We start from the raw sequence: 22,432 nt of genomic DNA, 5'->3' as shown, positions 1-22,432 counted from the left end.
TTCGTTTGTAATTTTTGTGCCGTGTGTCTACACGATTAAATTGTGATCCATCTTTCATAAATCTACCGTTTTTTGAAAAAAATACAAAACCGTTTATCTGTTTTCAGCACATTAATTTCGAGGCATTTTTTTGCTACAATAGGTGCAATTTTTTATGCATATTCGATCTAAGCTACTATGACTGACGCTCAAACCGCTCAAAATATTGCGACCACATACGATCCAACCGAGATCGAAAAGAAGTGGTACCAAACGTGGGAAGAACAAGGTTACTTCAAACCTTCTGGTCACGGTGAATCATTCTGTATCATGATTCCGCCACCAAACGTCACAGGTAGTTTGCACATGGGCCATGGCTTTAACAATGCCATTATGGATGCCCTCACCCGTTATAACCGTATGATGGGTAAAAACACTTTGTGGCAACCGGGTACTGACCATGCTGGTATTGCAACGCAAATGGTTGTTGAGCGTCAACTTGGCTTACAAGGTGTGACTCGTCATGACTTAGGCCGTGATAAGTTCATCGAAAAAGTTTGGGAATGGAAAGAGCAATCTGGCGGCACAATTACGAAACAAATTCGTCGCTTAGGTTCATCTGTAGACTGGTCACGTGAACGCTTCACGATGGACGAAGGTCTATCAAACGCAGTTAAAGAAGTATTCGTTCGTTTGCACGAAGACGGTTTAATTTACCGCGGTAAGCGCCTTGTAAACTGGGACCCTAAACTTCAAACAGCACTTTCTGATCTTGAAGTAGAAAGCAAAGAAGAAAAAGGCTCACTTTGGCACTTTAAATATTTCTTTGAAGACAAATCAGTTAAAACTCAAGATGGCAAAGACTATTTAGTCGTTGCAACAACTCGTCCTGAAACATTACTGGGCGATACTGCCGTTGCTGTTCACCCAGAAGATGAACGTTATGCACACCTTGTTGGTAAAAACATTGTATTACCAATTACTGGTCGTTTAATTCCGATCGTTGCTGACGACTACGTTGAGAAAGACTTCGGTACTGGCTGTGTAAAAATTACTCCTGCTCATGACTTCAATGACTATGATCTAGGTAAACGCAATAGCTTGCCAATCATTAATATCTTCAACAAAAATGCCGAAGTTTTAGGCGAGTTTGAATATATTGCAAAAGCTGGCGAACAGATTTCTAAAACCATTACTGCACCTGCGGAATATGCTGGTTTAGAACGTTTTGAAGCACGTAAAAAATTAGTTGCTCAAGCTGAAGCTGAAGGCTGGTTAGATCAAATCCAACCGTATGACTTAAAAGCTCCACGCGGCGACCGTTCTGGCGTGATCATTGAGCCGTTACTTACTGACCAATGGTACGTAAAAATTGCTCCGCTTGCTGAGCCTGCAATTGAAGCAGTTCAAGATGGTCGTATTAAGTTTGTTCCAGAGCAGTACAGCAACATGTACATGGCATGGATGCGTGACATTCAAGACTGGTGTATTTCACGTCAGCTTTGGTGGGGTCACCGTATCCCAGCTTGGTACGATGCAAATGGCAATATCTATGTAGGTCGTAACGAAGAAGAAGTACGCGCGAAAAACAACATCGCTGCTGATGTTGAACTTAAACAAGACGAAGACGTTCTTGATACATGGTTCTCATCTGCACTTTGGACATTCTCAACCTTAGGTTGGACTGGCGATGCACAAAAAGATGCAGCAAATGATTTCTTAAAAACTTTCCACCCAACAGATGTATTGGTGACAGGTTTTGACATCATTTTCTTCTGGGTTGCCCGCATGATCATGATGACCCTACACTTCATGAAAAATGAAGATGGTTCATCTCAAGTTCCATTTAAGACTGTTTACGTTCACGGCTTGGTACGTGATGGTGAAGGTCAAAAAATGTCGAAGTCTAAAGGTAATGTACTTGATCCATTAGACTTGATTGACGGTATTGATTTAGAAAGCTTAGTTGCGAAACGTACAACTGGCCTAATGAACCCGAAAGATGCAGCGAAGATTGAAAAATCAACGCGTAAAGAGTTCCCAGAAGGCATTAATGCTTATGGTACTGACGCAGTTCGTTTCACGTTCTGTGCGCTTGCAAATACTGGTCGTGACATCAAGTTCGATTTAAAACGTGTTGAAGGCTACCGTAATTTCTGTAACAAAATCTGGAACGCAACTCGTTTCGTTCTGATGAATGTTGAAGGTCAAACTGTTGGTCAAGAAGCGCGCCCTGATTTATGGGAACTTCCAGAACAATGGATTATGAGCCGTCTGCAAAAAGCTGAAGCTGCCGTACACCAAGCGTTTGCAACTTACCGTTTAGACCTTGCTGCACAAGCGATTTACGACTTTATCTGGAATGAATACTGTGACTGGTACGTTGAGTTAACTAAACCAGTTCTTAACGATGCTGAAGTTTCTGAAGAGCGTAAAGCTGAAGTACGCCGTGTATTGCTTGCAGTGATGGAAGCATCATTACGTTTGGCTCATCCATTAATGCCGTATTTGACAGAAGAAATCTGGCAGACGCTTGCACCAATGCTTGGTCAAGGCGGCCCAACGATTATGACTGCTCAATACCCTATTCCTGAGCAAGCAAAAATCAATGAACAAGCTGAAGCAGACATGCAATGGCTTCAAGGTTTGATTGGCGCAGTACGTAACATTCGCGGTGAATTAGGCTTAGGTAATGCGCGCTTGTTGCCAGTATTACTTCAAAACACATCTGACGCTGAACGTGAACAAATCATTCGTATTGAAGCATTGTTCAAAGCATTGGCTAAAGTTGAAAGCATTGAATTCTTGAATAAAGACCAAGAACCACCTTTGTCTTGCTCTAGCGTTGTTAGCCATGCATCGGTATTTGTACCAATGAAAGGCTTAATTGACCCTAAAGCTGAGCTTGCTCGTTTGCAAAAAGACTTGGATAAAATCCAAAAGCAACACGACCAAATCGCGGGCAAACTTGCAAATGAAGGCTTTGTATCTAAAGCACCAGCAGCGGTTGTTGAAGGTGAAAAAGCTAAGCTTGCTGAGTTTGCTGCTCAGTTAGAGAAAGTTAAAGCGAATATGGAGCAGATTGCTGCGCTTTGATGCTGTAGTTTGATTCAAAAAATCCCCTCACTTGAGGGGATTTTTTTTTAAATATCAATTATTATCTATAAAATTTTATTGTTGAATAATTATGGAAAAAGAACTGTTAAATACTAAAAGAAATGAGATTACTAAAATTTTTGAGAAAGCTCAAAATCGTTTAGTATTCCAATCTTCTGATCTTTCTTTTGAATCAATAGCCAATATGGTTGAAGCTGGAGCTATTGATATTGAGCCCAAATATCAAAGACGAGAAAGATGGGACGTAAAGAAACAATCTGCTCTAATTGAATCCTTTGTATTAAATGTTCCTATTCCCCCAATTTATTTAGCTGAAGATGAATATGGAAGATATTCAGTTATTGATGGTAAGCAGCGTATTACAGCTATTTATAAATTTATTAAAAAAAATTTAAGAATAGAACATTTAGATAAATGTGAAGAATTGAATAGTTTTACATATGAACAACTACCACTTTCTCTAAAAAATGCTCTACAAATTAGACCATTCTTACGTGTAATTATCTTATTGAAACAATCTGACCCAAGTCTAAAATATGAAGTTTTTAATCGATTAAATACAGGAGGGGATAATCTATTACCACAAGAAATCAGAAATTCATTATATGAGGGTGAATTTAATGATCTTTTAATGGAGTTATCCCATAATATTTTTTTAAGAAAACAACTAGTTTCATCTGAAAATTATAAAAAATCGACTATATATAAAGAAATGCAAGATGTTGAATATGTATTAAGATTTTTTACAATCAAACAGTTTTGGGAATCTTTCCCGAGCAACAACATGCAGTTAGCAATGAATGATTTCATGCAGAATTATAGCAGCCAAATCGATATTGATCAGGCTAAAGCTCTATTTGATAAATCTATCGAGTCTGCTCAATTAATTTGGGGTGATCAGGCTTTTAAAAGACCTGAAGGTAGCTCTAAACTTATTCAGGGAATATATGATGCTCAAATAGTTTCACTAGGTATTTTAATAAGTGAAGGGTATATTGATCTAATTAACAAGAATTCTAATTTTATCTACCAAGCATTTTTAGATTTATACCACAATGATGATGAATATCAGAACTCAATGCGCCAATTTACCTCTAATGCAAAAAATATTAAATTAAGAATTTATAAAACTGTTGAACTAATTCAGGAGGTTATTAAGTCGTGACCTCTATTGCTAGAACTGAGTATTTCGAAAGAATTTCTTCAATTATAAGTTCATTCGAAAGACAACATTTATATAATAACTTTCTTAATGAACTTTCTCCTACTGAGTCACTTCACAATAATCAAGCCCGCTTATTAAGAAATGGTTTATCTATTTCTAATTTTTGTTTTTTTGAGGATTTTATAAAATCTAGGTTAGGTGAATGCTTACAAGACTTACCAAGTATATTTAGAGATTTTCAAAGTATACCTGATGCACTTCAACAAGTAATAACTATAAATGCTTTAGAATCAATTCAGAAAAGGGGTGAAACAATAAAAAGAAGTAAAAGTATTCCTGATGCAATAAATTTCATTCAGGAAAATACTTATAGTATTGGTAGTACATATAATAATTCCACCCCTTATTCAATTTCAAAATTCTCATTAGGATGGTCTAAAGAGAATATTAATTTTGATGACTATGTTAACTATTTAGGTTTTTTTCATGTAAAAAAAAGTAATGAAATTATTAAAAAAATTTCTTCTCATCTTTTTATGCCTATATTAGATCCTCAATTACAATTTAATCAAATTTCTATTGCTCGACATAAAGCAGCCCATGTACCTTCTCATAATATTTCAGTTGAGGACTTAAAAGAAAATATTAAAAATACTATTATTTATGCTTTTATCTTTGACTATTGTATTTCTTATTCAATGAAACTCTATCGTACTAATAGTCCGACTCATTTAGAAAAAAAATTTAACTTTCACGAAAATCTTCCTAAATTCAGAAGTATTATACAAAATAATGAAATTTATCAAACTCATTACAATTCTCAATCTAGATCTATAAAAAATTATACTGAGTATAGTTTAGCTAAAAATGTGACGTTATCTAAATTGAAAATCAATGAATTTTTAGTCTTTAAGAAAAATATAGAATCATACATAAATGAGTGGTATTTCAATTTTTAAATTCATTTAATATAAAAACTTGTATCTTTAAGAAATATAAAGTTCTATTACTCCCTTTCGTTAAAGGAGGGAGTATTCATTGTAAAATTTCATTCAAGCTTATAATTACATGTAACTCCTCCTCTATGGGATGAAGAACATTATACCAAAAGGTTATAAAACCCCATGCTCCAACAACATCTCTACTCCACTCACTTTTTTCATATGCTTTAAACGCTCCTTTTCCCACTTCAATTGCTGCTTTAACTCAGCACAGTCAGCATCTATAGCTTTATAAACATCACTAATATGCGCATGCTCTGCTTTCACATTCTTGGCTAACTGAAAAGAATCCAAAATATCTGCTATTTGGCTTTCAAGCTGCTGGCTTTGTGCATCCAATGCCAGTTTATAAAACCTCAATTGCTCGGCAGATAGTTCTTTAGCGCCTAGCCCTTTATTCTGTTCAAGTTGTAACTGGAGTTTGAGTAAATAAAACAAATCGTGTTTTTCATATGCCTGACTTGCTTGTTGGAACAACTCAGTTTTTTCTTCTTTTTTAGTTTCATCTTGCTCACGGTCTGGGTGAATCATCGCGGCAATTTTTAAATAAACCGTTTTAAGTGACTGCGCTGCCATTTGCTCAGCTTGTTCGCGTTTTTGTTGTTGTCTTTGCTGTTTGGCTTGTTCCCGTGCTTGTTGGTGCTCGGCCGCATACTGTTCAAAGTCTTCTTCAAGTTCTGAACTTTGATCAGCACTTTCATCGTATCCAGATTTTATTGACTGAGCTTTCTTATTCTTTTTTACCGATTCCGCTGCATGTTGCTGATAAAAGGTATCGATCTGCCTCACTAACTCTAACTGTTCAGCAGAAAGCATTTTGGAGCGCTTCAACATGTGTGAAAGCTGGGCAATTTTTTCATCTAATTTTTGTATATCCGCTTTGGAAAACTCATGACTATGCAACATATTCCAGAGTTGATCTAACTGCTGAAATAGCACTTCATGCAAATCGCCATACACAGGCATCAGTTTTTGTCGTATGTGCTGTTGAATCTCGGCTTGCGCATTTTGCCATGTGCTTAGGCTAACTTTTTGCTGTTCTATTTTATCAATCAGGCGATTCAGTTTTTTCTGCTGTGCAGATGGTTCAGACCTTTGCTGCAAGCTCACTTTAAGATCAAAGGACATACTCATCCACCTGAAAAAGAAAAAAGTGTAGCAATAATCAGACGAGGAAGGTAGCCAAGCATTCCTTAAGTCAGAATCAGCCTATTCATTTTTAGAAAATAGAATGCGATTATCTAAGTTATAACCTAAGAGATCCACCAAATCACTAATGGCAAAGTCACGGCAGCACATAAGGTTTGGAAGCTAATCACAGCTGCCATAAGCTGACTATCACCACCCAAAACTTTGGTTAAAATGTATGAAGCAGAAGCCGTCGGTAGTGCAAAGAAAATAACTAAAATTTGCGTTTGTAAGTTTGGTAAACCAAACCACATGCAGACCGCGTAAGCCAAGGCAGGCACTGCTAAAAGTCGTGCAAATGTGTCTGCCGCCAATACCACAATGTCTTTTTTAATTTGCATAAACTGCAAAGCTGCGCCAACACATAACAACCCCAATGGCAAACTCGACACTGAAAAAAGCTTAATAAACTGAGTAAAGCCTTCCCAAATCGGGATATGCAGTGCATTGACTGCTGCCCCGACCACACACGATGCAATTAAAGGATTTTTAAGGAGTGCAATCAAAACAGGTTTAATTGCCATGTGTTCTTTAGAGGTTAGAGCAAGCACCGAAATAACGTTCACGAGCGGAATGCAAAGCGCCAATAAAATTGCCAGTATTGCCATTCCTTCACTTTTAAAAAGCGAAGTCACTAAGGCCAAACCAATATAGGTATTAAAGCGAACCATACTTTGTACATGCACACCAAAACGTGCAGGCGGTATGTGCCAAAACATTCGGAGTATGTATAAAAAGGCGGTCACTGCAAAAACCACAATCAACATCGCAATAATGGCTGTGCTCAAGCTTTGTAAGTTAATTTTTGCAGTCGATAGCGTACTAAAAAGCAAAGCAGGAAATAAAATATAGTAATTGAGCTTCTCTGCCCCAGCCCAAAACTCATCGCTAAAAAAACGATATTTTTTAAATAAGTATCCCGATGCAATTAATGCAACTAAGGGAAAAAGAGATAAAACAATGCTATTCATTTCTTTACTCGAGTTTTGTGGAGGTTTGCTGTTTGGCAACTACCTTGGCTTACTCATATATTAAAGATAATGAAAACTCATGATAAAATGAGTTTTTACTCATAACAAATACAACATGACCTTTACCCAACTTGAAATTTTCGCACTCATTGCTGAACTAAAAAGCTTTACTGCTACAGCAGAAAAGCTAGGAATTTCACAGTCGGCAGTTTCCCATGCGCTTAAATCATTAGAACAACAATGGGGCATTAACCTGATTTCAAGAGCTCAGAGTGATATTGAGCTCACCACGACAGGTCAGCAGTTATTGACTCATGTAAAAGAGTTATTGAGTATTTCCGATACCTTAGAAAAAGAAGTGGCTGCCATCCATGGTTTAAATGAAGGCACATTACGTATTGGTTCTTTTGGGGCTTCATCCTCTATTTATCTATTGCCTGAAATTTTAGAAACCTTTCGGCAACGCTACCCTAAAATCGAAATTTATATTGATGAAGGTGAAGATAAAGAAGTTGCTCAATGGTTATTAGAACGGCGCATAGAAGTTGGTTTTTTGATTATGCCAGATAAGCGATTCGATACATTCCCTTTAATTGAAGATCGTTTTGTTGCATTAATTCCTAGTCACTACCCGCTCGCACAACAACTCTATATTGATCCAGCACAACTAGAAAACTGTCCTTTCATCATGACAATGGCTGGGAGTCGATATCAAGTCGAATTAATTTTAAAAAATTTTAATGTGAAACCAGACATCAAATTTTATGTATCACAAATTCTGAGTATCGTCAGCATGGTTCACAATCAATTAGGAGTGTCCATTGTGTCTGATATGGTCATCACCAAAGATTTACTCTCACTTTATCCAAACGTAGTTAAACGCCCTTTTAAACCGAACCTTAAACGTTCGATTGGTCTCGCAGTCAAAAATAAAAAGCACATGAGTCCCGCTGTGAAAGCATTTATTGAAGTTGCCCAATCGGTTTGGTCAAATCATTAAATGATTACGAATAATTTTTAGAAATTTGATAACGAACTTTTTCAGGTCAATTTATAAGCGCATTAGATGACTTGTAACGTAAAAAGCGCCATAACTGCTCTATCTTAACCAAATCAACGCACCATTTATCGCCAAAAACTACTTTTTCAATTCAAATTGGTGCACTTATTGCATATTCACTTTTATGCAATTGAGTTTGTTTCGACAAACTTAGGTTTTTAGATTCCTTAAATCTATTTTGGTGCAATTTACAGCCCCAGATTTGTTCCAAAATGGAATTTAGCACTTTTTTCGAGCATGCTATGCAAAATGTAGATCTATTTTTCTTATTACTTGGTGCTGTTTTGGTTCTTGCCATGCACGCAGGTTTTGCATTCTTGGAACTTGGTACGGTTCGCCATAAAAATCAGGTGAACGCACTTAGTAAAATTCTGACTGACTTTGCCCTCTCTGCAATCGCTTACTTCTTTGTTGGTTACTACATTTCCTATGGTCAGCACTTCTTCCATGATGGGACAAGCCTCGCAAGTGATCATGGCTACAACTTAATGCGTTGCTTCTTTTTACTGACTTTTGCTGCGGCTATTCCTGCCATTATTTCGGGCGGTATTGCTGAACGTGCAAAAATGCGTTCACAAGCAATTGCAACACTCGCTTTAGTTGCACTGGTTTATCCATTTTTTGAAGGTATGGTCTGGAATGGCAACTACGGTCTGCAAAAATGGTTAGAAGCAACTTTTGGTGCAGCTTTTCATGACTTTGCAGGTTCAGTCGTAGTGCATGCTATGGGTGGTTGGATTGCACTTGCTGCCGTGATTTTATTGGGTGCACGTTCTGGTCGTTATAAGAAAGATGGTCGTGTAAGTGCTCATCCACCGTCTTCTATTCCATTTTTAGCGCTCGGTTCATGGATTTTAATTGTAGGTTGGTTTGGCTTTAACGTGATGAGTGCACAGCGTGTTGATGCTATTTCTGGTCTGGTTGCAATTAACTCGCTTATGGCAATGGTCGGCGGAACAATTACAGCAAATGCGATTGGGAAAAACGACCCTGGTTTCTTACACAACGGTCCACTTGCGGGCTTAGTTGGAATCTGTGCGGGTTCTGACATTGTTCATCCAGTCAGTGCGCTGGTTATTGGCGGTGCAGCTGGTGCAATGTTCGTGTATCTATTCACCTACACACAAAACAAGCTCAAAGTAGATGATGTGTTGGGTGTATGGCCTTTACACGGTGTATGCGGCGCATTTGGTGGTATTGCAGTAGGTCTATTCGGCCAAAAATGGCTTGGTGGTTTAGGCGGTGTATCTTTTGCTTCACAGCTCATCGGGACAGTACTTGCAATTGCTATTGCGCTCGCTGGTGGCTTTATTGTTTATGGCCTACTCAAAGCAACTATTGGTATTCGTTTATCTCAAGAAGATGAGTTTAGAGGGGCAGATTTATCTATTCATAAAATTTCTGCAAACTCTGAAGAAGGTATGTTCTAACTCAACAATTGATAAGCAGGGTCAAAATATCCTGCTTATCATTAAGTTTTAAAGTCCTTGCCTACCCAAATCAATTAAAAAAAATTCCAAATAAATAATATATATCTATGAATCATCAATATTATTTTTTAAGTCGCAACTTTATTTCAACATTAAATTTTGTTTAGTTTAAGAACAATTTAAGTTTTATTTTATGTAATGCCTTCAACTCACACTCAAATTGATGTTGCATGGCAATGAACCAACAAAAACAATTTTTTCAACTTCAGCTTATTTTTCTTGCCCTTAGTTTTTTTATACTTTTATTTATATTTCCAGTGGGTGGGAAAATTGATATGTACTTCATCCAGCCATGGATGGATTCAACGGGTCATTTCTTTAATCGGGACAATTGGTACCTTGTCAGAGTTAACCATGAAATCGTAAAACAGATCATTACCACTGTTTATGTGATCTTTTTATTTCTGTGGATTGCATCGTTTAAAGTAGAAAAATTGAAGCTTTATCGCTGGCAATATGGCTATATGTTTTTTGTGAGTATGATTGGTAGTGGTGTAGTTGGCCTATTAAAATCACAATCTGCTCATGCTTGCCCTTGGAACATGGTTCATCCGACTGCTTTAAGTTATGTGTGGGATTTTACTGCTACCCATGGTCATTGCTTTCCAGGTGGTCACGCAAGTGCAGGCTTTATTTTAATGACAGGCTTTTTTGTTTATCGCCTTGAGCAACCTAAACGTGCCTATTTTTATCTGATCGCTGGCATTATCTTAGGCTTTCTGATGGGCTGGGGACAAATGATGCGTGGCGCCCATTTCCTTAGCCACAATTTATGGACAGGCTGGGTCGTTTGGGCAGTGAATATCTTATTTTATAAAATATGTATTCACCGCTTTGAGTTTGAAAAACGAATCAAACAAGAACTTGCTTAAATCAAGTTCTTGCTTCATGAATATGTAGAGCTTTAGGCAATTTAACTAAAACAGAAAGTCCGCCAAGTTCCATGCTTCGATCTAGTGTCAAAGTTCCACCTAAACGCTGAGTCGCTCGATCAACAATTGATAAACCTAAGCCACTCCCCACTTCAAGGTGGTGGTGTACACGATAAAAACGTTTTAAAACTTTATCGTAATGTTCTGGGTCAATCCCTGCACCGCTATCTTCAATTTGTATACACGCATCGCCATCTGTAGCAGTAAAAACTGAAATATTAATCATTCCTTCATGAGGCGTGTATTTGATTGCATTATCAATTAAGTTAAAAATAATTGAGTGTACTGTTGGCTCAATACTATGCATTTCAATTGGTTCGTTGCGGACAAAACCTAGGTCAATATCTTTTTGCATAGCTAAATTAACCAGTTGTTCAACACAATTTAAAGCGACATCATTAAGCTGAAAAGTTTTGGTTGGTTCAATTACACTTAAAGAGACATCTTGCTTAGCCAAAGCTAAAAGCTGTGTGACCAAATGCTGAATACGCGCTAATCCTTTACTCAGATTTTGCAAAGACTCGTGCTCAGGAAGCTGACTAATTAGAATTTTAGTTTGTAAATTTAGAGCTGTAACTGGTGTTCGAAGTTCATGTGCAGCATCGGCAATAAACTGTTTTTGTTCCATTTGAGCCTTTGATATGCGCTCAAATAAACGGTTCATTTCATCAATAGTTGGCAATAACTCTTGAGGGTAGTCTGCAACTTCAATGGGTGTCAGCTCTTCCGAATCACGATGAGTTAGTTCATTTTTAAAGTCATCTATTGGCTTTAGCCCTCGACGAATAATTGCAGCCAAAGCAAAAATTGCAAATGGCAAAATAATTAAATATGGAATGAACATACTTCCCGCAAGTTCCCAAGCAAAAGCTTCGCGAACTCGTTCTTGTTGACTGACCTGAATCTGGTAATCTTTTAAAGGCAAAACATAAGTTCGCACTACGCCTTGGCTAGTTTTATGAGAGTAAAAACCAGCTTGTGTAACAGGTGCAACCAACAGATGTAAACTGTGAGATAAATGAGCCTGATCCTTATAAGCCCAAATATCTAAAAACAAATCTTCTTCATGATAAGTTTTATGTAAATCAAACTTACTACTTACTGTTCTTAAAGGATACTCAGCTGTTCGTTCTGCTAAATACTGCATTTGAGTATCTAAAATTTCATCAACTTCTTGAAGTGCAACCTTATAGGCACTAAAAATTAATATACAACCTAAGATGACACTGAAAATTGAGGTGCCCCAAATCAGTCGTTTCTTTAATGAATAATGCACTTTTATAAAGTTCCAAAATTGAAGCGAGGATTACCCTAAACGGTAACCCAACCCTCGAATAGTTCGAATAAAGTCTTTTCCAAGTTTAGCTCTCAAGTGATGCACATATACTTCAATCGTATTACTGGTCACTTCACTATCGAAATCATATAACTTATCTTCAAGATTTGCCTTAGAAAAGATTTTATTTGGATGGCTCATTAAAGGAATAAGAATCGCCCATTCACGGTTCGACAAATCAATCCGCTGGCCTTTAAAGGTTGCAATATGTTGTTCAACATTTAAAACCAGATCGCCATTTTGTAAAAGTTGCTCATGATTCGCAAGCTGAGCCTCTACTCCAGTACGGCGCAATAGCGCATGAATACGGGCAAGTAACTCATCGAACTCGTATGGTTTAATTAAGTAATCATCTGCACCGTGGTTTAATCCATCCACGCGGTTTTGCAACTGGTCTCGTGCCGAAATGATTAAAACTGGAGTGACAGCTCTTTGACGGATTTGCTTTAAAACCTGCATGCCATCCATCATCGGCAAACCTAAGTCTAATAAAATGATATCAAACTTATTTTTAGCTAATTGAGCCAGACCATCCAAGCCATTATTGACCCACTCCACCTCAAATTGATGATATTGCAGCAACGTTATTGTTGACTCAGCAATCATAAAATCATCTTCAATCATTAAGATTTTTGTCATGTTCTAGGCTCGCTTTAATTCACATGGGCACATGAGTGCAACATGTCCAGTTGAGGGTTAATGACCTGAGTTTTCACATCCAGCATACTTAACAAACTTGGGAATAAATTATCCTGACTTAACTTTTGTTTCGTTTGTTGGCCTAAACAACTCACTTGCGCAAGATTGTGCTGTTTCCAGTTATCAGAGAACCACATAATCATTGGTACATGTGTTTGTTGAGTCGGTGCAATTGCATAAGGTGAACCATGTAAATATAAACCATGTTCGCCAGTTGATTCGCCATGATCAGATAAATACCATAAACCTGTTTGATATTTCGATACTTCTTTTAAATTATTAATCATCTGACTTAATACATGGTCTGTATATACGATTGAATTATCATAGCTATTTATTAATTCGGTTGGAGAACAACCCTGTATCGCATTAGTATCGCAAGTCGGTTTAAACTTTTGATATTCCACAGGTGCACGCTTGTAATAGGCTGGGCCATGACTGCCGACTTGATGTAAAACAATTAAACGTGGACGCGTGTCTTCTTTAGGAATAGTAGCTAAATATTCATTTAAGCTATCAATTAAAATACCATCAAGACATTCGCCATCTTTACACCATTTTTGCTTTAACTTTTCTGGAATTTGATATTGCTCAACACGATCACATGCGCCTTTACAACCAGAATTGTTATCAATCCAAGTCACCTGATAGCCCGCACGCTTTGCAATATCAAGTAATCCTTCACGATGACTTGCTAATTGCTCATCATAGTCAACACGTGGCATGCCAGAGAACATGCATGGAACTGAAACAGCTGTTGCTGTACCACATGAACTTACTTGAGAAAAATTCAAAATATCTTGTTTAGAAAGCTCCGGATTCGTATTTTTAGCATAACCATTGAGTGAAAAACTTTCCGCACGCGCTGTCTCACCGACAACCAGCACCATTAATTTAGGCAGGTTCTTTTGTACTGACTGAACCTGATGAGCATCTTGACCATAATGTATTAACGGTAAGTTCTTCTTAGGTGCCTTTTTATGATAATAAGACATCAAAGAAGAAATAGTGTTTTGAGGAGAAATCATGCCTTTTAAATCACGATGTTCACGAAAAATAGCTGCAAAATCCACATAATATGTAAAAAGCAGAATACCAACAATTGCAAAAGAAGCGATAATTGAACCGACTTTTTTCAACAAAAAATGGGATACTTTTTCTTTTTTAAGCTTTACTTGAGTAATTAAAATAATAGGTAAAACAACGAAGAAAACTGTCCAAAGTCCAAAGCGTAATGAAACTAAATCAGAAACTTCAGATACATCTGTTTGTATCATATTTTGAATCTGATCAGGCGAGATGATTACACCTAACGTATTTACAAAATAAGAGCTAAAACCACCAATGAAAACCAGCAAAATTGCAAAAAGTTTGGCTGTCCATTTCCAGTTTAAAATTTGTAAAAGTGCATAATACGCAGCAACAACAATAAGCACTGTAGCAGCTAAAAATAGAATAGCTTTTACTCCAAAATATGGAGTTAAAAGATGTACTTTGTTATAAAAACCAATATTTAAAACTGCACCTAACCAAATGGCTATAATGAAATTAAACATAAACAGTGAAATCTGTTTATTTTTTAAGGTAGAAAAAAAATTCAGCATCTTGGGGGAACTACAATCTTTTTATGATGCTTTACTGTAGAAATTGAAACTTAAAAATGACTTAAATAAAAAATGATCTAATACATAAATCTTAAAAAATACTTATTTCAAATTTTTTCTAATAAAAAGACGAGGTTAAATTTAACCTCGTCTTTTTTGATTTTTAACTAAATATTGTTCTTAGAAACTATATTTAGCCATTAAACCAACACGGTTATCTTTGTAAGACTTACCTTCAAAGGTATCACGCTTACCATTTACATACTCTAGACCCAAATCAATTGGTTTAACTGGTGTATAAATCACGTTAAGCCATGCTTGTTGAACTTTTTCATTTGCAGAAGCATTTAATCTTGCAAAATCAGTACCGTCATCAGCGAATTGAGCACCATATGCTAGAGTAGAACGTAAGTTAGGTAAAATCTTATAAGTTCCACCCACTTGTACCGCTACAAATTTATTCTGCTCAATAGAATTACCTTCTACTGCATAAGGAGTGTTACTACCATATAAGTAACTATTATCACCAACAACATATGATGCATCAGCAAAGAGTTTTAAAGGATCAGACACTTTAAAGTCAGTACCTACAGCAACACCCCATCCAATTTTATCATCATCAGCAAGCTGTGATTTATAATTTTCAACTAATGCACGAGCTGAAGCAGAACCTCTGCCGTCTGCATAGCCTTGAGTAATTTTAGCAGTTAATGCAGGTAGGCTATACTTAATACTATCGCCTGTTACCGAAGTAGTGCTATCACCTTTTTCAGCAGAAACAAATAGTTGCGTAGTCGGACCTAACTTGTAGTTATAACGTACTTGCGGAACACGTTTAGTACCACCACCAATGTTTGTCGAGAAGTCGATCATTTCTGGTGCATGGTTAGACAGGAAGTTTGAAGTTGTTTGACCAAACAACCAGTTGTTATATGTTAAATAAGCATGACGAATACGCAATGAGCCATTTGAGTCTGATGTTGAGCCAGCAAAATCGACTTCGATTTTACCACCTACTTTATCGTCTCCTACAGGCGTATTAAAATCTAAACCAAGGCGTGTCGTTTTAGCAGTCGCACGTAATTTATCATGCGTTTTGCCGTCTGACTTACTTACATCACCGAAGTCGTTATCCGCACCTTCAATAATATAGTTAGCGTCACCACGAACAAAACCATATAGGTTCACATCAGCGCCAGCTTTAGATTTAAATCCTGCTAACGGTGAAACTGGTGCAGCAACTGGTTGTGCTTTCACTTCAGCGAGTTGAACTTGCTGTTGTTGCTGTACTTGCTGTTGTTGTTGCTGTACTTGGCTTTGTTGTTGAATTAAAGCTTTTAAAGCCTCAACTTCTTTACGAAGCTGTTGAATTTCCGCTTTGTCGGAAGTCGCAGCATGTGCCCCACTCATCATTAAAGCTGTAACTGTAAGAGCTAAACTTTTAACAACGAAAGATTTACGATTAAGGAATAGATCCATCAAAAACTCCAAAAAATATATTTTATGTTGCCTATCCATGCCAAGTTGATTTACGCCATTAAATTAGGTGACTAAAAAATCAACTCTCCTCCACTTTGGTTACATTAATTTTATTACCGCAACCAAAACCAATTTCAACGTTATGCAAGACCAAAATCAATAATCAAAGACATAAAAACTATACTTTGACTTACAGATTTTCACCTTAACTTCATGTTGTAACGAATCCTACACAACTCTCTTATCTTATAGAATGATTAAATCGTTATTTCATTATTCTTTTTTAGACTTTAGGCTAATATCCAATCTACTTGAACATTTTTCTACCCATTTTAATTGATTCACATGATTTTTCTTGTTAACGAAATCCATTTTTACTCCAGTTAGCTTCCATTTGCTACCTAAACAAGATGGCACAATTAATAGAGCATTTAAATAGCTAAAAACATACATTTTTAAAAACATAGACAAAGGTAGTAGATAATGACTAGATCACTCCTTAATCGATACTAAATTTCTTTATTTCATTTAGTTAACATTATTTTTCTTGTAGTTTTGCATGTTTCCAGACAGAAATAGGGAGCAAAGTAACAGTGCCAATAATGACAATAGCTATCAAATAATGGAAATAACCGAAAGCATCTCCAAACACACCACTCAAGCTATAAAGCCCCCCACTCACAGTCGCCATGACTGAAACCTGAAAGGTAAAATCTGTTCCTGCATATTCTTTTCGACTGTAGTGCATGACTAAGGTCAACATAACCACTAACAACATTGCCGAGAATGCATCCTCTAAAGCATTGACTGTATAGATAGCCCAGACATTGAGTTGAATTTTCTGTTCGTAAGCATAAGCTAAATAGGCATAGGCCGCTAAACTCATGATTTTAAATACTGAAAAAATAATTAAAGTGGTAGGTCTAGAGAAGTATTTCAGCACTCCACCAGCGATTGCTGCCCCTGCCAGTGCTGCTACTGCACCGAGCATGGTGATATAAACGCCAATTTGAGTAAAACTTAGCCCCATATCGACCATTAAAGGTTTAAGTAATGGTCCAGCTAAACCATCTGCTACTTTAAAAGTAATAAGTACAACCAACCAAGAACGAAGCTCTTTATTTTGGGAGAAATAACTCAAGTAAGCTTTAATCTTTATGACTAAATTTTGCTGGCTAGGTTTAAGTTGATGACCTGAATAAACTGCATGTTTAGGTTCTTTAAATAATAAAACGGGTAAAGTATTTAAAAACACCAAGGCTGCTAATAACAGGAAAGTGGGTTGCCATGTTAACCAGTCTAAACACCAGAGTACGGCACCTCCACCTACAATAAAACCGAGTCGGGAACCAATCACCTGAAATGTATTTCCCCAATGTTGCTGGTCATGCTTTAACAAATTGACGGCCAAAGCATCGGTCGCAATATCTTGTGTTGCTCCTGTTAAGTTCATTAAAAGAAGCGAAATAAAAAAGGCAAATAAATAAAGAGGCTGGTCTAAAGCTTGAATGGGGAAAAAAGACAAAATACACAGCACAGCTACCGTCAAAAACTGCGTAGGTAAAATCCAACTACGATAGTGCCCCAAACGGGAAAGTGCATGTCGGTCAACCCACGGCGCCCAAAAGATCTTAATTGACCAAGGCAACATTAATAGACCAAAACCACCAATATGAGCGAGTGACACACCTTGTGCCCTTAAAATAACAGGTAAAGCATGAGTCATAAAACCGACAGGTAGCCCTTGTGCCCAATATAAGGAAAATAGCAGAAGATAAAGATTTTGCTGCCGAAACATATATACCTACTTTTTATTTCTTTAATGAGGAATAACATCAAATGTCATGTTGTTCTTACATTTTGCCAATGAAGCATATATTTCAAAAGATTAAGATAAAACGAGGACAAGTTAAAATTTAAAAAAATATGGATCAACATTTCCCTAATTTACCTGATTTGGTACCCCAACGTGGTACTGCTTTAAGCCGAGCACTATTTAAGAAACTTTTTTTAGCGCAAGGTTGGACAATTGAAGGCGAAGTTCCTAATTTTCCAAAAGCAGTAGCGATTATTTCCCCTCATACTTCCAATATTGATGGATGGTATGGCTTTCTTGCGATTTTCGGATTAGGTATCCAAATTACAGTATTGGGTAAAGACGCCCTTTTTAAACCACCGTTTAAGCGGGCATTAGACTGGGCTGGAGTCATTCCTGTTAAACGTGATACAGCCAATGGACTTACTGAACAAGTGGTTGCAACCATTCAAAAATATGACAAGATCTGGATTGGGATGGCGCCCGAAGGCACACGTAAAAAAGCAAAAAAAATGAAAAGTGGTTTTTACCATATTGCCGCAAAAGCCAATATTCCCATTGTGATGTTTTCTTTTGATTATGACCGTAAGACGATTCACTGCTTAGGTCACTTAGACCCGAGTGGCAACTACGATGAAGATCTCACCAAGATTTTTGAGCATTATAAAGGAAAAATCTCACCCAAAAATCGTAATTGGCTTGCCGAACCTTTACAAAATCTAGTGAAAAAAACCTAGCAAAAATTGAGCGAATCTGGTCTTATGGCCCTTCTTAATTTATCTCGACATAGATTATTTTTAAAGATGAAAATTGCTCAATTTGCCAGTATTGGATTTATCTCTCTAGCACTCTTTGGCTGTGATAAATTTAGCAAAACACCAACGCCGACTACCTCAATTAAAGCCCGTGAACCTGTAATTGCGCTTGCTTTAGGTGGCGGTGGAGCAAAAGGATTTTCACATATTGGTGTGATCAAGGTTTTAGAGTCTCATGGAATTAAGCCTAAAATTGTAACGGGTACCAGCGCTGGTAGCTTTGTTGGAAGTATCTACGCGAGTGGACAAACACCTTATCAATTGCAAAGTCTGGCTCTGAAATTACAAGAGTCTGATATCCGTGATTTAACGCTTAACCGTCAAGGCATTATTCTTGGACAAAAGTTACAAGACTACGTTAACCGTAATGTTGGCAATAAACCGATTGAGAAATTCCCAATCCGTTTTGCGGCTGTGGCAACTCGTCTTGATAATGGTCAAAAGGCAGACTTTATTAAAGGTAATGCAGGCCAAGCAGTACGCGCCTCTTGCAGTATTCCAAATGTGTTCGTGCCAGCCACAATCGGCAATCAAAAATACATTGATGGTGGATTAGTTAGCCCAATTCCCGTTAAAACAGCTCGTGATATGGGTGCAGATATTGTGATTGCCGTTGATATTTCAGCGCGTCCAGCAGGTAATCGCCCAGCCAATATGTGGGGATTATTAGATCAAACCATTAACATTATGGGTCAACAAAGTATTAATGAAGAACTCAAGCAAGCCAATGTTGTGATTCAGCCTAAAGTGGGTCATTTAGGTACACTTGATCTCAAATCAAGTAATCAGGCAATTTTGGAAGGTGAAAAAGCTGCTCAAGCTCAAATTCGCCAAATTGAAACTGCAATTGCAACTTTCAAAAAATCTCCAGCAGCATTTAAGCCCGCACCACGTTCTAAATTCTAATTGAAGTGGTTTTTTTCTATCCACATTTCCTATCATCTGCTACAGTGGTAAAAGTGATATTAGTCACTTTTACCCATCATAAAGATATATAAAAGAGCAGATTTATGGAGTTTGTTGTACAACCTTGGCACTGGTTTGTATTGGGTATCTTACTTATTCTTTCTGAACTGATTCTACCTGCCTTTGCCGCACTCTGGTTTGGTATTGCCGCCATTATGGTGTGCATTCTCTATTGGCTATTTCCAGATATTAGCCTCACAACACAAATTGTATTGTGGATAATACTATCCGTGCTATGCACCATTCTTTGGTTCAAATTTATTAAACCCTTATCAATTGATAAAACGAAAGCGGGACTGCCCCGTGAAGCAACGATTGGTCAAATTGGAATGGTGATTCAAACCGGTCTAGACCATGATCAAATTATTGTTCGCTTTCCAATGCCTATTTTAGGGGCCGATGAGTGGAATTGTCGGAGCACTACTCCTGTTAAAGTAGGCGATCGTGTTAGAGTTATTGATATTTCGGGTAATGACTTAATTGTTCAAACCCATGGTACTTCATAAACATTAAAGATAAAGAGAGGGTATTTTCATGCCAGTCGGTACTATTATTGTTTTAGCCTTTTTGGCTTTTGTGGCTATTACCATTTTTAAAGGGGTTCGTATTGTTCCTCAGGGCTACAAATGGATTGTCCAACGTTTAGGTAAATATCACACCACCCTTAATCCGGGACTTAATTTTGTAATCCCCTACATCGATGATGTCGCTTATAAAATTACCACGAAAGACATTGTGTTAGATATTCCATCACAAGAAGTGATTACACGTGACAATGCTGTATTACTTATGAATGCTGTGGCATATATCAATTTAACCACACCAGAAAAAGCAGTTTACGGTATTGAAAACTATACATGGGCGATTCAAAACCTTGTACAAACCTCACTGCGTTCTATTGTCGGTGAAATGGATCTAGATGATGCATTGTCTTCACGTGATCATATTAAGGCTAAGTTGAAAGCTGCAATTTCTGATGATATTTCGGATTGGGGTATCACCTTAAAAACGGTTGAGATTCAAGATATTCAGCCATCTACAACAATGCAAGCTGCCATGGAAGCTCAAGCTGCGGCAGAACGTCAACGTCGTGCTACAGTAACGAGAGCAGATGGTGAAAAACAAGCTGCCATTTTAGAAGCTGACGGTCGCTTAGAAGCATCTCGTCGTGATGCAGAAGCACAAGTTGTTTTAGCTGAAGCTTCGCAAAAAGCGATTGAAATGGTAACAAGTGCAGTTGGTGATAAAGAAACCCCAGTGGCTTACTTGCTAGGTGAGCAGTACATTAAATCGATGCAAGATATGGCTAAATCAAGCAATGCTAAAACCGTAGTTTTACCTGCCGATGTTTTAAATACAATTCGTGGCATTATGGGAAAGCATAATTAATTTAATTGCTTGAAATAAGTCATTGAAATAAAAACGGCGACAATCATGTCGCCGTTTTATATTGAGTATTATTGGTTGTTTAATCTTTTTTGATCTTTCAAAGGTAGTTTTTTTACGACCAAGTCATAAGAGTCGCGAATCAAGTCTTGAAGTAAATCACGAGTTAAGTTTTTATGCGGAGTAATGGAAATCCAGTGCTTTTTATTCATGTGGTAACCAGGAATAATAAATGAATAGAGCTCCTGATATTCCTGACTTTTATAAGGGTCACATTTGAGATTAATCATTTTGACACCAGCTACGTCCGCTGTGAGCATGAATATTTTTTCTAAAATTTTAAAAACTTCATAGTCAGGTCCAAATGGATGAACGTGTTGGCTAAAAGGAAGATTATGTGCAATTTCAATTGCTTTTTGATGGAGTTGTTCACCATTCATTCTCTTCTCCCTTATCCATTTCACATGAATATAAGCAGGATTATTGATTTAATTTTTTCTTAGTTGGTACGTGCTAAAAGGAATTGTGAAATCTCAACTAACTCTTTTGCATTGTCACCAAAATAAGCTAAAGCTTCAAAAGCTTGATCATGCAATTCTTTAGCATAAATCTGTGCTTGCTCAAGCCCCATTAAAGCTGGGTACGTCGATTTTTGAACTTGCTCATCTTTACCAGCAGTTTTGCCCAAAGCTTCGGTACTCGAAGTAATATCGAGAATATCGTCTAATACTTGAAAAGCCAGTCCAATGGTCTGCCCATATTGGCGCAATTTTGGAATTGCTTGATCTGTTCCAGAAAAGATAGTGACTGCACCCATCATAATTGCAGCCTGAATAAGCGCACCAGTTTTATTACGATGAATATTTTCAAGTTCGTCTTGAGCAATTTGTTTAGCTTCAGCTTGTAGGTCTAACACCTGTCCACAAACCATTTTAGAAGTGGCTGTTGCTAAAATCTGAATTTGTTTTAATACAATTGCAGCATCGGTACCCTGCCCTTGTTCATCGAACAAACGACTACCTAAAACTTCAAAAGCCATTGATTGTAAAATATCGCCTGCGAGTAAAGCAGTATCTTCACCAAATGCAACATGACATGTCGGCTGACCACGGCGCAGTAAATCATTATCCATACAAGGCAAGTCATCGTGCGCTAGCGAATAACAATGAATTAACTCTACAGCAACCGCAGCACGACGAGCCGCAGCAAAATTTGGATTAGGCTGTAAAGAAGCTGTGGCATAACACAAAGCCGGACGCACACGTTTTCCACCAAGCATGACTGCATGATGTACTGCACTTTTTAAAGGCTCTGGAATTGAGAACGCGGCCAGTGTCGTCAATAAATCTTGTTGAATACGTTGTTGAGCTTGTTTTAAAACATCCGCATTAACTTGAGAGAGTGATGACACAGTCGCCTCGATAAAAT

19 protein-coding genes and 1 pseudogene are annotated in these 22,432 nt (G+C 37.4%); 10 read left to right on the top strand and 10 right to left on the bottom strand.

Annotated features, from left to right (window positions below; translation table 11 throughout):
* Positions 1-177: 177 nt before the first annotated feature.
* The 3 genes from AOLE_RS03620 (at position 178) to AOLE_RS03610 (ending at position 5,220) form a co-directional block, all read left to right on the top strand.
* Positions 178-3,075: a valine--tRNA ligase gene (locus AOLE_RS03620; RefSeq protein ID WP_013196960.1), complete on the top strand. Its 2,898-nt coding sequence runs from the start codon at positions 178-180 to the stop codon at positions 3,073-3,075.
* 91 nt (positions 3,076-3,166) lie between these two features.
* Positions 3,167-4,261 carry a GmrSD restriction endonuclease domain-containing protein gene (locus tag AOLE_RS03615; RefSeq protein ID WP_013196959.1) on the top strand — a complete coding sequence of 365 codons (1,095 nt, stop codon included), beginning with the start codon at positions 3,167-3,169 and terminating at the stop codon, positions 4,259-4,261.
* Entirely contained in the window at positions 4,258-5,220 is a 963-nt protein-coding gene (locus AOLE_RS03610; protein WP_013196958.1) for a hypothetical protein, read from the top strand. The genes AOLE_RS03615 and AOLE_RS03610 overlap by 4 nt, the downstream gene beginning before the upstream one ends.
* A 153-nt stretch (positions 5,221-5,373) precedes the next feature.
* On the opposite strand, the gene AOLE_RS03605 is transcribed toward AOLE_RS03610, so the two are convergent.
* Positions 5,374-6,390 carry a molecular chaperone DnaJ gene (locus AOLE_RS03605; RefSeq protein ID WP_013196957.1) on the bottom strand — a complete coding sequence of 339 codons (1,017 nt, stop codon included), beginning with the start codon at positions 6,388-6,390 and terminating at the stop codon, positions 5,374-5,376.
* Positions 6,391-6,515: 125 nt separating this feature from the next.
* Positions 6,516-7,421, bottom strand: a complete 906-nt coding sequence (locus AOLE_RS03600; RefSeq protein ID WP_013196956.1) for an AEC family transporter — start codon at positions 7,419-7,421, stop codon at positions 6,516-6,518.
* 115 nt (positions 7,422-7,536) lie between these two features.
* On the opposite strand from AOLE_RS03600, the gene AOLE_RS03595 reads away from it, so the two are divergent.
* The 3 genes and pseudogenes from AOLE_RS03595 (at position 7,537) to AOLE_RS03585 (ending at position 10,843) form a co-directional block, all read left to right on the top strand.
* Positions 7,537-8,421, top strand: a complete 885-nt coding sequence (locus tag AOLE_RS03595) for a LysR family transcriptional regulator (protein ID WP_013196955.1) — start codon at positions 7,537-7,539, stop codon at positions 8,419-8,421.
* A 302-nt stretch (positions 8,422-8,723) separates the two neighbouring features.
* The gene (locus AOLE_RS03590; RefSeq protein WP_023274394.1) at positions 8,724-9,911 is read left to right on the top strand and encodes an ammonium transporter; all 1,188 of its coding nucleotides are present in this window, start codon (positions 8,724-8,726) and stop codon (positions 9,909-9,911) included.
* A gap of 223 nt (positions 9,912-10,134) precedes the next feature.
* Positions 10,135-10,843 (top strand): annotated as a pseudogene (locus tag AOLE_RS03585) (phosphatase PAP2 family protein).
* 1 nt (position 10,844) lies between these two features.
* Here the strand turns inward: AOLE_RS03585 and AOLE_RS03580 are convergent.
* From AOLE_RS03580 to AOLE_RS03555, 6 genes are all read right to left on the bottom strand, one after another.
* Complete coding sequence (locus AOLE_RS03580) at positions 10,845-12,179, bottom strand: two-component system sensor histidine kinase PmrB (protein ID WP_013196952.1); 1,335 nt, start codon at positions 12,177-12,179, stop codon at positions 10,845-10,847.
* Positions 12,180-12,209: 30 nt separating this feature from the next.
* Positions 12,210-12,878: a DNA-binding response regulator PmrA gene (locus AOLE_RS03575; protein ID WP_005309947.1), complete on the bottom strand. Its 669-nt coding sequence runs from the start codon at positions 12,876-12,878 to the stop codon at positions 12,210-12,212.
* Positions 12,879-12,892: 14 nt separating this feature from the next.
* Positions 12,893-14,542, bottom strand: coding sequence for a phosphoethanolamine transferase (locus AOLE_RS03570; RefSeq protein WP_013196951.1), 1,650 nt, complete (start codon positions 14,540-14,542; stop codon positions 12,893-12,895).
* Between the two features lie 180 nt (positions 14,543-14,722).
* Positions 14,723-16,021 (bottom strand): DcaP family trimeric outer membrane transporter, encoded by a 1,299-nt coding sequence (locus AOLE_RS03565; RefSeq protein WP_013196950.1) that lies wholly within the window; start codon positions 16,019-16,021, stop codon positions 14,723-14,725.
* Between the two features lie 273 nt (positions 16,022-16,294).
* On the bottom strand, positions 16,295-16,486 hold the full coding sequence (locus AOLE_RS03560) for a hypothetical protein (protein ID WP_034591627.1): 192 nt from the start codon (positions 16,484-16,486) through the stop codon (positions 16,295-16,297).
* Between the two features lie 73 nt (positions 16,487-16,559).
* Positions 16,560-17,819, bottom strand: a complete 1,260-nt coding sequence (locus AOLE_RS03555) for an MFS transporter (protein ID WP_013196949.1) — start codon at positions 17,817-17,819, stop codon at positions 16,560-16,562.
* 128 nt (positions 17,820-17,947) lie between these two features.
* Between AOLE_RS03555 and AOLE_RS03550 the strand changes: the two genes are divergently transcribed.
* The 4 genes from AOLE_RS03550 (at position 17,948) to AOLE_RS03535 (ending at position 21,007) form a co-directional block, all read left to right on the top strand.
* Complete coding sequence (locus AOLE_RS03550) at positions 17,948-18,574, top strand: lysophospholipid acyltransferase family protein (protein WP_013196948.1); 627 nt, start codon at positions 17,948-17,950, stop codon at positions 18,572-18,574.
* Positions 18,575-18,640: 66 nt separating this feature from the next.
* The gene (locus tag AOLE_RS03545) at positions 18,641-19,558 is read left to right on the top strand and encodes a patatin-like phospholipase family protein (RefSeq protein ID WP_013196947.1); all 918 of its coding nucleotides are present in this window, start codon (positions 18,641-18,643) and stop codon (positions 19,556-19,558) included.
* Positions 19,559-19,662: 104 nt separating this feature from the next.
* Positions 19,663-20,124: an NfeD family protein gene (locus AOLE_RS03540; protein WP_004789340.1), complete on the top strand. Its 462-nt coding sequence runs from the start codon at positions 19,663-19,665 to the stop codon at positions 20,122-20,124.
* Between the two features lie 28 nt (positions 20,125-20,152).
* Positions 20,153-21,007, top strand: a complete 855-nt coding sequence (locus AOLE_RS03535; protein ID WP_013196946.1) for an SPFH domain-containing protein — start codon at positions 20,153-20,155, stop codon at positions 21,005-21,007.
* Between the two features lie 68 nt (positions 21,008-21,075).
* Here AOLE_RS03535 and AOLE_RS03530 read toward each other — a convergent pair whose 3' ends face one another.
* Both AOLE_RS03530 and AOLE_RS03525 read right to left on the bottom strand, forming a co-directional pair.
* A complete protein-coding gene (locus AOLE_RS03530) occupies positions 21,076-21,444 on the bottom strand; it encodes an MmcQ/YjbR family DNA-binding protein (RefSeq protein ID WP_013196945.1) in 369 nt (122 codons plus the stop codon).
* Positions 21,445-21,503: 59 nt separating this feature from the next.
* Positions 21,504-22,415 (bottom strand): polyprenyl synthetase family protein, encoded by a 912-nt coding sequence (locus tag AOLE_RS03525; protein WP_013196944.1) that lies wholly within the window; start codon positions 22,413-22,415, stop codon positions 21,504-21,506.
* Positions 22,416-22,432: the final 17 nt, after the last annotated feature.

Source organism: Acinetobacter oleivorans DR1 (assembly GCF_000196795.1).
Lineage (GTDB): Bacteria > Pseudomonadota > Gammaproteobacteria > Pseudomonadales > Moraxellaceae > Acinetobacter > Acinetobacter oleivorans.
This window is presented reverse-complemented; position numbering and strand designations above follow the sequence as displayed.